Source organism: Plantactinospora sp. B6F1 (genome assembly GCF_040120695.1).
GTDB lineage: Bacteria > Actinomycetota > Actinomycetes > Mycobacteriales > Micromonosporaceae > Plantactinospora.
This window is the reverse complement of sequence record NZ_JBEEAC010000014.1, coordinates 108,194-120,329: the sequence shown is the minus strand read 5'-3', so window position 1 is coordinate 120,329 and position 12,136 is coordinate 108,194. Positions and strand designations below refer to the sequence as shown.

Here is a 12,136-nt window from a genome sequence, read left to right as displayed (position 1 = left end):
GCCCGCTACTCGTGCGCGATCGCGCCGAGCACGTTCAGCCGGGCCGCGCGGATCGCCGGGAGCACCGCCGCGACCACCCCGACCACCGCGGCCAGGCCGAGGAAGACCGCCATCTCGGTCCACGGCAACACCAGGTCGGTGATGCCGTCCTCGCGCAGCGCCCGGACCACGGCGGCGCCGAGACCGGTGCCGACCGCGATCCCGAGCAGGGCGCCGAAGACGGAGATCACCACCGCCTCGACGGTGATCATCCGCATGGTCTGACCCCGCCGCAGGCCGATGGCCCGCAGCAGGCCCAGCTCCCGGGTCCGCTCCAGCACCGAGAGCGCCAGCGTGTTCACGATGCCGAGTACGGCGATCACGATCGCCAGCGCCAACAGGATCTGGATCATCGCCAGCAGCCCGTCGAGCTGGCTGGTCTGCTGCTCGATGAAGTCGGCGCGGTCGGCGACCGACACCTCGGGGCTGTCCGCCAGCAGCGTCTCCACCTGCGGCAGCACCTGGTCGACCGAGGCGCCCGGCGCCAGCTTCAGGTACGCCTGCGTCGGCTGCGGCACCGCGAAGTCGGCCGCCGCCGTGGCGGGGAGGACGAACCCACCGAACAGGTCGGACTCGGCGTAGATGCCGACGACCGTGTAGGTCCGGGTCTCTCCCCGGGACAACTGCACCGGCAGCGTCTCCCCGACCGACAGGCCACGGTCCTCCGCGGTCTTCGAGTCGACGACGAGCTGACCGGGGGCGAGTGAGTCGATGCTGCCGGCGGTCGGGGTGGCCCGGTAGATCTCCCGCAGCGCGGAAACGTTGCTGGTCGCGCTGACCCAGCCCGGCTTGCCGTCGATCTCCGCGCGGTCGCTGTACAGGCCGGCGACCATGGCCACGCCGGGCAGTTCGGCGGCCCTGTCCAGGACCGCCGGGTCGAAGCTCGGCGGCCGGGGACCGGTCTGCGCCCCGGAGATCACCAGTTCGGCCTGGATGGTGTCCTCGGCCAGCGCCGTGATGCTGCTCTTGGCCGAGTCGAGGATCACCGTCACGCCGGTGACCAGGGCGATGCCGACCATCAGCGCGGCGGCGGTGATCGCGGTGCGGCGCGGGTTACGGCCCGAGTTCAGCCGGCCCAGCTTGCCCGGCACCGACCAGGAGAAGAGCCGGCCGAGCAGCCCGACCACCGGGCGGCTGATCAGCGGGGTCAGCAGGGCGACCCCGATGAACGAGAGCAGCACGCCGCCGAGGATCGTCAGCAGGACGTTGCCCCCGGTGCCGCTCAGGCCCAGTGCCATCAGGGTGCCGCCGAGCGCGGCCACCACCGCACCGGCGGCGGAGATCTTCGTCAGCGGCCGGTCCGGCGTCGCCACGTCCTGCATGGCGGCCACCGGGGGAATCCGGGCGGCCCGCATCGCCGGGAGTACCGCCGCGACGACGGTGACGAGCAGGCCGACCGCGAAGGAGCTGATCACCGCGGCCGGGGGTACGCCCAGCCCGGCCAGTTGCAGCCCACCGGCGGTCTGCCCGAAGACGTACGCCAGCAGGGCGCCGACGCCGATCCCGGCGCCGAGCCCGAGCACCGAGGCGACCAGACCGATCGCGACGGCCTCGACCAGCACCGAGCCGATCACCTGACCGCGTGCCGCGCCGAGCGCCCGAAGCAGCGCGAGTTCCCTGGTGCGCTGGGCGACGATGATCGAGAAGGTGTTCAGGATCAGGAAGATGCCGACGAAGAGTGCGACGCCGGCGAAGCCGAGCAGGATGTTGTTGAAGAAGGAGAGCCCCTCCTTCAGCCCGGCGGAGGCCTCGTCGGAGAGCTGTTCGCCGGTCTTGACCACGTAGCCGTCGCCGAGCGTGCCGGCGATGTCGTCGCGCAGCTTCGCCGGGTCGACCCCGTCGGCCGCCTGCACGCTCAGCTCGGAGAAGACGCCGGGCTGGCCCAGCATCAGTTCCTGGGCGACCCGCTCGGTGAACGCCACCTCCTGGGCGCCGCCGAGGCTGTCCCGGTCGCCGCTGTAGCCGTAGATGCCGACCACGGTGAACTCACGCTTCGGTTGCAGGGTGAGTACCCCGACCCGGTCGCCGACGGCGATCTTGGCCGCCTTGGCCACCGCCCCGTTGACCGCCACCTCGTGGTCGGCGGTGGGGCCCCGGCCCTCGCGGAGTTCGACCTGACCGCTCTCGCCGGTCCAGTTCGCACCGAGCTGGGGCGGGCCGAAGGAGGTCAGCACCTTACCGTTGCCGCCGATCACCCGGGCGCCTTCGGCGATGGCCAGCCCGGTGGCGTCGGCCACCCCCGGCACCTCGCGGACCCGGTCCAGGGTGCTGGCCGGGAAGGGGGCGGCGAGCTGCATGCCCTCCATCTCGCCAACTTCGATCTTGGGCTTCGCGGTGACCCCGACGTCGGTGCCGGCGTACGCGTCGCTGAAGACGGCGTCGAAGGACCGGCCCAGCGTGTCGGTGAGGACGAAGGCACCGGAGACGAACATCACGCCGAGCACGACCGCCAGGGCGGAGAGGACCAGCCGGACCTTGCGGGCGAGCAGGCTCTTCAGGGTGGCGCGCAGCATCAGAGCCCCGCCTCGGTGAGCCCGTCGAGCTTCTTCATCGTGTCCAGCACGGTCTCCGGGGTCGGTTCGACGAGTTCGGAGACGATCTGGCCGTCGGCGAGGAAGATGACCCGGCCGGCGTAGGAGGCGGCCACCGGGTCGTGCGTGACCATCACGATGGTCTGCTGGTACTCGGCGACGGAGCGGCGCAGGAAGCCGAGCACCTCGGCGCCGGCCCGGGAGTCGAGGTTTCCGGTCGGCTCGTCGGCGAAGACCACCTCGGGCCGGGAGGCGAGTGCCCGCGCGCAGGCGACCCGCTGCTGCTGCCCGCCGGAGAGCTGGGCCGGCCGGTGACCGAGCCGGTCCCGCAGCCCGACGGTGTCGATAACGGTGTCGAGCCATTCCTTGTCGGGTTTACGACCGGCGATCGAGAGCGGCAGCAGGATGTTTTCCAGCGCGCTCAGGGTAGGCAGCAGGTTGAACTGCTGGAAGATGAAACCGACTTTGTCCCGGCGCAGTTTGGTGAGACCCGCGTCACCGAGTCCGGTAACGGCGGTGTCGCCGATATGGACTGCTCCCCGGGTCACCGAATCGAGCCCGGCGAGGCAGTGCATCAGGGTGGACTTGCCGGATCCGGACGGTCCCATGATGGCGGTGAACCGGGCCCTCTCGAACTCCGCATTCACGCCACGCAGTGCGACAACCTGCGCCTCCCCGCTGCCGTACACCTTCCACACGTCGCTTGCCCGTGCGGCCATCTGGGCATCTCGGGCTACCGTCGCGGTCACTTCTTCATCTCCCCCTGGACGTCTTGGTCCGGCCGAACCCGTGCGGTCCGGCCGGCAGCATTAATCGTCGGTGATCCGGGCGGGGCCGGCGTCCCTCCCACGGCGGAGTCCGACGCGGAAAATCTGCTGCGGGTGGGCCCTGATACCGAATCAGGGTTGCCCCTGACTGATATGTGTCGGCGCCGTCGCCCGGGATAAACGGTAGCCGGGGGAGACCGGCGCGCCGTCGTACGTCGGAATGGTCTTCGGGTACGCCGCGTGCCCCGGGGCCGGTCCTCCGGCCGGACGACTCGGCACTCCGCGGGTCGTAGGCTCTGCGGTCCCTCCGGACTACTCCTCCGGGGCTGGTACGCGGGCCGCCGACCACGCCTGCCGGATGGTCGGCCGACCCTGTTCCGCAGGCCGCCGTCCGCACCTGGCGGTGTCGGCGGAGGTGCCGGAGGTGGCGGTGCGGTCAGGCGCCGGGGCGCACCAGCCCGGTCTCGTAGGCCAGCACCACCGCCTGGACCCGGTCGCGGAGGCCGAGCTTGGTCAGCACGTGCCCGACGTGGGTCTTGATGGTCGTCTCGCTGACCGACAGCACCCGGGCGATCTCCGCGTTGGAGAGCCCGCGGGCCACCTGGACCAGCACCTCCCGCTCCCGCTCGGTGAGCACGCCGATCGCCTTGGGCGGGCTGGCGTCCGGGTCGGGCAGGGTCTCGGCGAACCGGTCCAGCAGCCGCTTGAGGATCCGGGGCGCCACGACGGCTTCGCCGGCGGCGACGGTGCGGATGGCGGAAACCAGGTCCTCGGCGGGTACGTCCTTGGCCAGGAAGCCACTCGCTCCGGCCCGCAGCGCGCCGACGACGTACTCGTCGAGGTCGAAGGTGGTCAGGATGAGCACCCGGACCGGCAGGCGGGCGTCGATGATGGCCCTGGTGGCGGCGACCCCGTCCATCCGGGGCATCCGGATGTCCATCAGCACCACGTCGGGCAGCAGCCGCCGGGACAGGTCGACCGCGTCGACGCCGTCGCCGGCCTCGCCGACGATGTCGAGGTCGTCCTCCGCCCCCAGCACCATGCGGAATCCGGTACGCAGCAGCGGCTGGTCGTCGGCGAGCAGGACGCGTACCGGCCGGGTCGAGTCCCTGCCGTCGCTCATGCCGGCACCCCGTGTCGCTCCGCGCCGGCACCGGGCACACCGGCACCGGCCTGGCCGTTCCGCTCGCGACGTCCCGCCACGTCGGCCGTGAGCTGGCCGTTCCGCTCGTGACCCTCGCTCATCCCGCCCCCTTGTCGATCGGTGCGCCCAGTTGCTCCATCGGCATCTTGGCGTACACCCGGTAGCCGCCGCCGGGACGGGGCCCGGTGCGCAGGGTCCCACCGTAGAGGGCCATCCGTTCCCGCATTCCCACCAGGCCATGGCCCAGCCGTCCGCCCTCCGGTGCCGGGCCCCGGCCGGTGTCCGCGATTTCGACGATCAGCCAGTACACCCCGAAGCTCAACCGGACCTGTGCGGTCGCCGTGCCGGCGTGCTTCAGGGTGTTGGTGAGCGCCTCCTGCACGATCCGGAACACGGTGAGCGCCACCCCGGGGTCCAGCGGGCCGGGCGTGCCGTCCACCCGCAGGGTCACCGGCAGGCCGGCCTCCCTCACCTGCTCCACCAGCGCTTCGATGCCGGCCAGCCCCGGCTGCGGGGACAGCTCGGCGGCCGGCTCGGCGTCGGTACGCAGCACGTCCAGCAGCCGGCGCAGCTCGCGCAGGGTCGTCCGGCTGGTCTCCTCGATCGTGCCGAGTGCGCCGTCGGTGGCGGCCGGGTCCCGGGACAGCACCCGGCGCGCCCCGGTGGCCAGTACGCCCATCACGCTGACGTGGTGCGCGACCACGTCGTGGAGCTCGCGGGCGATCCGCCGGCGCTCGTCGGCGACCGCCTGGTCGGCCAGCGACCGCTGGTTCTCCTCGGCGACCCGGGCCCGTTCCTCCAGGGCCAGGATGGTGGCCCGCCGGGCGTGCACCGTCCGGCCGACGAAGAAGCAGACCAACGCGAGGAGCACCTGGGTGGAGACCAGGTAGGCGCGGGAGGGTTCGGTGAAGTCGGGCGGCGGTGGCTCGACGAGGGCGACGGCCAGGCCGGGACTCCAGAGCGCCGCGGCGGCCAGCGCCGCCTGGCGGAGCGGCAGCAGCGCGGCGGTGGTGTAGGTCAGCAGTACGAACGTGGCCCCGACGGTGACCGCTTGCGCGTCGGCAAGGACCGAGGCGACGTAGATCGGGACGGCCAGCATCACGGCGGGCCAGGGAGCGACCCGGCGCAGCACGATCGGGGTGGCGCAGAGCACGCTCCAGATCGCCGTTCCGGGCCACCCCCAGGGAGCGACTCCCGGCGGCGCGGTGCCGACGAGCACCGCTTCCACCGCGACGGCGGCGACCGCGAGCAACCCGTCCTGGCCCAGCCACCTACGCTGTCCTGGATCGTGCCAGAAGCGCCGCCAGCTCGCCAGGATCCGGCCGAGGGCCGGCGTCCCGGGGGCATCGGTACGGGTCATGCTGGCGACGCTAGCCGCTGCGTGGCGCGGCAGGTCGTCACCGGCGGCGACCCTGGGGTCCTCCTTCAGGAGGAGCCCGACTCCTCCTCGGCGGACCCGACGCCGAGGATAGGCGCGGTACCCGCCCGGCCCGATCCGGTCGACTGGCTCGGCAGCGCCGGCCCGCCCGATACGCTCCCCGGAGTCGGAGTCGGAGTCGGAGTCGGAGTCGGAGTCGGAGCCGGAGCCGGAGCCGGCCGGACGCCGGGCCGGGACGGTGGCGGGACCGGCGGCGCCGTCGGGTCGGCCTGCGCGGTCGGCTCGGGGAACGGCGGGGGAGTGCCGCCGAACGCCGGGCAGTGCGCCTGGTGGTTGCACCAGTCGCAGAGCCGGCTCGGCTTGGGCCGGAAGTCGCGGGCCAGGGTGGCCTGCTCGATGGCCCGCCAGAGTGCCAGCACGGTCCGCTCGAACCGGACCAGTTCCTCCGCGTCGGGGGTGTAGTCACACACCTCCGCGTCCTTGAGATAGAGCAGCCGCAGCACCCTGGGCACCACTCCCCGGGTGCGCCACAGCACCAGGGCGTAGAACTTGAGCTGGAACAACGCCCGGGCCTCGAACGCCTCCCGGGGGGCGCCACCGGTCTTGTAGTCGACCACCCGCAGGGCGCCGTCGGGCGAGACGTCCAGTCGGTCGATGTAGCCCCGGATGAGCAACTGGTCGGCCACCACCGTGGAGACGAGGCTCTCCCGCGCGGCCGGTTCCAGCCGGTTCGGATCCTCCACCGTGAAGTAGCCGTCGAGCAGCTCGCGGGCCGAGGCCAGGAAGTCGGCCGGACCGGCGAGGGCACCCCCGGTGAAGATCTCGGCCAGCTCCGCCTGCTCGGCCACCAGCCGGTCCCACTGCGGCGCCACCAGGTCACCGGCGGCCGCCGGCGTCCGGTGCCCGGCCGGCAGGTCGAAGAGGCGTTCCAGCACAGCGTGCACCAGTGTGCCGCGCGCCTGCTCCAGAGACGGCCGCTCCGGCAGCCGGTCGATGCTGCGGAACCGGTAGAGCAGCGGGCAGGTCTTGAAGTCCGCCGCCCGGGACGGGGACAGCGAGGCGGTGACCTGCCCCTGCGTCAGGGTCTCGCTCGGGGGATCGGCCGGCCCGTCCGTGCCTGTCTGCGATGTGACCGTCTCCGCCGTCATGTCCGGAAGGCTATGTCACGGGTACGACCGAACCCGGCCCACCCGCCCCGCCATGCGTACCGGCACCGATCGTCGGCGGTCACCCCGGCCGAACCGCCGGGTCCACCCGACGGGATGTTCCGTAGCATCTGAGGAGATGGAGGGAAACTCGCGACCGCGGCGCGGCGCTGACCGGCGGCCCGGCTTCACCGTCGGCCGGGTGCTCGGCGTCCCGGTCTACCTCAACCCGTCCATGGTGTTGCTGGTCGCCCTGATCACGGTCATGTACGGCGAGTTCGTCCGGCAACAACTCGGATTGTCGCAGCTGGTCGGCTATCTTGTCGGCCTGGTCTTCGTGGTCCTGCTGCTCGGCTCGGTGTTGCTGCACGAGTTGGGGCACGCGTTGACCGCCCGCCGGTACGGGATCGGAGTACGCGGTATCACCCTCGAACTGCTCGGTGGCTACACCGAGATGGAGCGGGACGCTCCGACGCCCCGGGTGGACCTGCTCGTCTCGCTCGCCGGGCCGGCGGTCTCCCTGGTGCTCGGCCTGGTCGGGGTCGCCGCCACGCTCGCTCTGCCGGACGGCACCCTGGCCGACCAGTTCGCCTTCCAACTCGCCGCCAGCAACGTGCTGGTCGGGCTCTTCAACATCCTGCCCGGGTTGCCGCTGGACGGCGGTCGGGCGTTGCGGGCCGGGGTCTGGGTGCTCACCCGGGACCGGCACCTGGCCACCGAGGTGGCCGGCTGGTTCGGCCGAGCCGTCGCGATCGGCACCGCCGTACTCTTCACGCTGCTGACCTTCCTGGTCGAGCTGCCGTGGTTGGGTCTGGCGCTCGTGCTGCTGGTCGCGTTCACCCTCTGGCAGGGCGCCGGTCAGGCGATCCGGGCGGCCCGGATCAGCCGCCGGTTCCCCCTCATCGACCTGGCCCGACTGGCCCGGCCGGTCTACTCGGTGCCGAGCGGCACCCCGCTGGCGGAGGCGCAGCGGCGCGGGACGGCCGCCGGGCACGGCGGTTCGACACTGGGGGTGGCGGACTCGTCCGGCCGGCTGGTGGCGCTGGTCGACCGGACCGCCGCCGACGCCGTACCGGTGGAGCGCCGGCCCTGGGTGGCGGTGGACGCGGTGGCCCGGGGCGTGGACGGGGTGCCAAGTCTCGCGGTGGGGCTCGGCGGGGAGCAGGTGGTGCACGCGGTACAGGCCCACCCGGGCGCGCAGTACCTGGTGACCTCAGGCGAAGATGTGGTCGGCGTTCTGCATATCGCCGACCTGGCGCAGCTCCTGGAGCCGAAACGGAAGATGACTCAGTGACCGCACAACCCACCGCAGTTCCCGCCGCCCCGACCGGACCGGTGCCGGCGCACCGGGGGCCGTTCCGCCCCGGCGACCGGGTCCAGCTGACCGATCCGAAGGGTCGGATGCACACCATCACGCTGGAGCCCGGGCGGTCGTTCCACACCCACCGCGGCGCGCTGGAACACGACGCGTTGATCGGGTTGCCGGACGGGAGCGTGGTCACCTCGGCCGGCGGCACCGCCTACCTCGCGTTGCGGCCGCTGCTCGCGGACTACGTGCTTTCCATGCCGCGCGGCGCCCAGGTGATCTATCCCAAGGACGCCGCCCAGATCGTGACGATGGGCGACATCTTCCCCGGTGCCAAGGTCCTGGAGGCCGGTGTCGGGTCCGGCGCGCTCACCTGTTCGCTGCTCCGGGCCGTCGGACCGGAGGGCGAACTGCATTCCTACGAACTGCGCGAGGACTTTTCCGAAATCGCCCGCAGGAATGTGGAATCCTTCTTCGGTGGACCGCATCCAGCCTGGAATCTCCGGGTGGGCGACGTGGCAGACTGCCAGGAGTCCGGTTTCGACCGGATCATCCTTGACCTCCTCACCCCCTGGGAGGCGCTCGACATGGTCGAACGCGCACTGGTCCCGGGTGGGGTGTTCATCGGTTACGTGGCGACGACGCCCCAGCTCTCCGAGTTGGTCGAGGCGCTGCGCGAGCGGGGCGGCTTCACCGAGCCCCGGGCCTGGGAGTCGCTGGTCCGGGACTGGCACGCGGACGGGCTCGCCGTACGCCCGGACCACCGCATGATCGCGCACACCGCCTTCCTCGTCTCCAGCCGTCGGCTCGCGCCCGGGGTCACCGCGCCGCCGCGCCGCCGCAAGCCCAGCAAGGGCGCCGAGGCGTACGCCCTGCGCCGCCAGGCGCGGCAGGAGGCCGAGGCGACCTCGGGGAGGGCCGCGGAATGATCCCGCCCCGCCGGAGTCGACGCATCAGCGGGCGTGCCGGGCTCGGGGAGGGCAGCGCATGAGTCGGCCGGCGTTCGGTGGGGGAGACCTGCCGGCCGTCTTTCCGGACTGGTCGCCGTACCGGGACCTGGAGTCGGCCGCCCGGGCGTACCTGCGCGACCCGGACGTCGCGATGGAGGCGCTGACCGGGGTGCTCAACGGTGCCTCGGTGCTCGGGTTCACCCTGGAGCGCTTCGTCAACGAGGTGAACGGGGTCTGGCAGGAGGTCGCGATCTGCGACGGTAGCCGGCTGATCCTCTGGCACGGCGAGGACGTGCCGCCCGACGACGGCCCGGCCGGCTCGATGACGTCGTCGTTGCGGGTGGTACCGGTCTCGACGGTGAGCGAGGTGGGCTGCCGGCGCCGGTTGAGCCGTACGTCGACCGGCCAGATCCGGGTCGACAGCATCGACGTCTACCTGCTGTTGAGCTCGCTGGACGAGGGTGTGCCGGGCGACGACGCGCAGGTGCCGCCGCGGCACGACGCGCTGCGGTTCGGCAAGACGCTCGACGACGGCGGCGCCGGTCAGATCGCCCGGCTGGAGGAGTTCGCCCGGCTGGTCGCCTCGGTGGTCGGCCGCCCGACGTTGTGAGCGCCGGCCTGTCGGGCGGTGTCCTGCGGGTCGGCGGGCCCGGAGACCCCTGGTTCGGCGTGACGCTTTGCCGGTTCCCGGCAATTCGGTGGCGAAGCCGCGACGGTCGGTAGCGTCCCGGCGCCGGCTCGTGACCGGGCCGGCGGTGCCGGGTCCGGTCGCCGTTCATGGCTCGGAATCGCTGCTCAGCGACGGATCGCGGCGACCGGCGGGCGGTGTTGTCGCGGACCCGCCCGGCACCCCGCGGCGGTGCTCCGATCCGCCGGTGCCGGCCCCGGCGGACGTCGACAAGGTGATCAAGGTTCGGCGACGAGGGTGTTGCGTGGAACCGAATCAGCGTCATAGCGGTTAGTGTTAGGGCAGAACGTTCAAGCCCCCGGGGAGGTGGGACGTGGCACGCAGCGACGACGCGGACTCGCGCGCCGCACGGTGGGAGAAGGAGGCCCACGATCTCTCCACCCAGGTCGCGTTTCTTCAAGAGGAACTCGCTCTGGTGCGGCGCAAGTTGACCGAAAGCCCTCGACACGTCCGGCAGCTTGAGGAACGGCTGGCGGCGACACAGGCGCAGTTGGCTCGACTCACGGAGAACAACGAGCGGCTCGTGAACACCCTCAAGGAGGCACGCGCCCAGATCGTCACGCTCAAGGAGGAGATTGACCGGCTGGCGCAACCGCCGAGCGGTTATGGTGTCTTCCTGGCCCGGCACGACGACGGTACCGTCGACGTCTTCACCGGCGGACGCAAACTCCGGGTGGCGGTGTCACCCTCGCTCGACGTGGCGGAGCTGCGCCGTGGGCAGGAGGTCCTGCTCAACGACGCGCTCAACATCGTTGACGCGTTCGGCTACGAGCGGGTCGGCGAGGTCGTCATGCTCAAGGAGGTGCTGGACAGCCCCTCAGGCGGCGTCGGCGACAGGGCGCTGGTGATCTCCCACGCCGACGAGGAACGGATCGTCCACCTCGCGGAGACTCTCATCGGCGCGCCCCTGCGGGCCGGTGACTCACTCATGATCGAGCCTCGCTCGGCATACGCCTACGAGCGGATTCCGAAGAGCGAGGTCGAGGAACTGGTCCTGGAGGAGGTCCCGGACGTCGACTACGGCGACATCGGCGGCCTGCAGGCCCAGATCGAGCAGATCCGTGACGCCGTCGAGTTGCCGTTCCTGCACGCCGACCTCTTCCGTGAGCACCAACTCCGGCCGCCGAAGGGCATCCTGCTCTACGGTCCGCCCGGCTGCGGCAAGACGCTGATCGCCAAGGCGGTGGCGAACTCGCTGGCCAAGAAGATCGCCGAGCGGCGGGGCGAGGAGAAGCACACCAGCTACTTCCTCAACATCAAGGGCCCCGAGCTGCTCAACAAGTACGTCGGTGAGACCGAGCGGCACATCCGGCTGATTTTCCAGCGGGCTCGGGAGAAGGCTGGCGAGGGTACCCCGGTCATCGTGTTCTTCGACGAGATGGACTCGGTGTTCCGGACCCGGGGCTCGGGTGTCTCCTCCGACGTGGAGAACACCATCGTCCCGCAGCTGCTCAGCGAGATCGACGGTGTCGAGGGCCTGGAGAACGTGATCGTGATCGGTGCCTCCAACCGGGAGGACATGATCGACCCGGCGATCCTCCGCCCCGGCCGGCTCGACGTGAAGATCAAGATCGAGCGGCCGGACGCCGAGGCGGCCAAGGACATCTTCTCCAAGTACATCCTCACCGGGCTGCCGCTGCACCAGGACGACCTGACCGAGCACGGGAACGACCCGCAGGCCACGGTCGCGGCGATGATCGAGGCGGTCGTGCTGCGGATGTACTCGGAGACCGAGGAGAACCGCTTCCTCGAGGTCACCTACGCCAACGGCGACAAGGAAGTCCTCTACTTCAAGGACTTCAACTCCGGCGCGATGATCCAGAACATCGTCGATCGGGGCAAGAAGATGGCGATCAAGGAGTTCCTCTCCTCCGGGCGCAAGGGGCTGCGGTTGCAGCACCTCCTCGACGCCTGCGTCGACGAGTTCCGGGAGAACGAGGACCTGCCGAACACCACCAATCCGGACGACTGGGCTCGGATCTCCGGCAAGAAGGGGGAGCGGATCGTCTACATCCGTACCCTCGTCTCCGGCGGCAAGGGTGCGGAGGCCGGCCGGTCCATCGAGACGGCGAGCAACACCGGTCAGTACCTGTAACGGACGGACAGCAACTGTGGGCGCCGCGGTCGCGGCGCCCACAGTGTTTGTTCCGGAGCGTCCCCCGCGCCGACCCGCCGTCCGGAGCACCCA

General features: G+C 71.5%; 9 protein-coding genes and 1 pseudogene. 4 read left to right on the top strand and 6 right to left on the bottom strand.

From position 1 onward, the window contains the following. Positions 1-5: 5 nt before the first annotated feature. From ABNF97_RS19305 to ABNF97_RS19280, 6 genes and pseudogenes are all read right to left on the bottom strand, one after another. Positions 6-2,552, bottom strand: coding sequence for an FtsX-like permease family protein (locus tag ABNF97_RS19305; protein ID WP_130463066.1), 2,547 nt, complete (start codon positions 2,550-2,552; stop codon positions 6-8). Next, positions 2,552-3,319 (bottom strand): ATP-binding cassette domain-containing protein, encoded by a 768-nt coding sequence (locus tag ABNF97_RS19300; RefSeq protein WP_130463065.1) that lies wholly within the window; start codon positions 3,317-3,319, stop codon positions 2,552-2,554. Before ABNF97_RS19300 ends, ABNF97_RS19305 begins: the two co-directional genes overlap by 1 nt. Positions 3,320-3,773: 454 nt before the next feature. After that, positions 3,774-4,460 (bottom strand): response regulator, encoded by a 687-nt coding sequence (locus ABNF97_RS19295; RefSeq protein WP_130463064.1) that lies wholly within the window; start codon positions 4,458-4,460, stop codon positions 3,774-3,776. Continuing rightward, the gene (locus tag ABNF97_RS19290; RefSeq protein WP_349339327.1) at positions 4,457-4,582 is read right to left on the bottom strand and encodes a hypothetical protein; all 126 of its coding nucleotides are present in this window, start codon (positions 4,580-4,582) and stop codon (positions 4,457-4,459) included. The genes ABNF97_RS19295 and ABNF97_RS19290 overlap by 4 nt, the downstream gene beginning before the upstream one ends. Next, a complete protein-coding gene (locus ABNF97_RS19285) occupies positions 4,579-5,841 on the bottom strand; it encodes a histidine kinase (protein ID WP_130463063.1) in 1,263 nt (420 codons plus the stop codon). Before ABNF97_RS19285 ends, ABNF97_RS19290 begins: the two co-directional genes overlap by 4 nt. A gap of 242 nt (positions 5,842-6,083) precedes the next feature. After that, a pseudogene (locus ABNF97_RS19280) lies at positions 6,084-7,007 on the bottom strand (RecB family exonuclease); the annotation flags it as partial. A gap of 136 nt (positions 7,008-7,143) precedes the next feature. Here ABNF97_RS19280 and ABNF97_RS19275 point away from each other — a divergent pair. The 4 genes from ABNF97_RS19275 (at position 7,144) to arc (ending at position 12,043) form a co-directional block, all read left to right on the top strand. Continuing rightward, positions 7,144-8,298, top strand: a complete 1,155-nt coding sequence (locus tag ABNF97_RS19275) for a site-2 protease family protein (protein WP_502930519.1) — start codon at positions 7,144-7,146, stop codon at positions 8,296-8,298. Then, entirely contained in the window at positions 8,295-9,239 is a 945-nt protein-coding gene (locus ABNF97_RS19270; protein ID WP_349339326.1) for a tRNA (adenine-N1)-methyltransferase, read from the top strand. The genes ABNF97_RS19275 and ABNF97_RS19270 overlap by 4 nt, the downstream gene beginning before the upstream one ends. Before the next feature lie 58 nt (positions 9,240-9,297). Beyond that, positions 9,298-9,870, top strand: a complete 573-nt coding sequence (locus ABNF97_RS19265; protein WP_130463060.1) for a hypothetical protein — start codon at positions 9,298-9,300, stop codon at positions 9,868-9,870. Between the two features lie 391 nt (positions 9,871-10,261). Then, on the top strand, positions 10,262-12,043 hold the full coding sequence (arc, locus tag ABNF97_RS19260; RefSeq protein WP_349339325.1) for a proteasome ATPase: 1,782 nt from the start codon (positions 10,262-10,264) through the stop codon (positions 12,041-12,043). Positions 12,044-12,136: the final 93 nt, after the last annotated feature.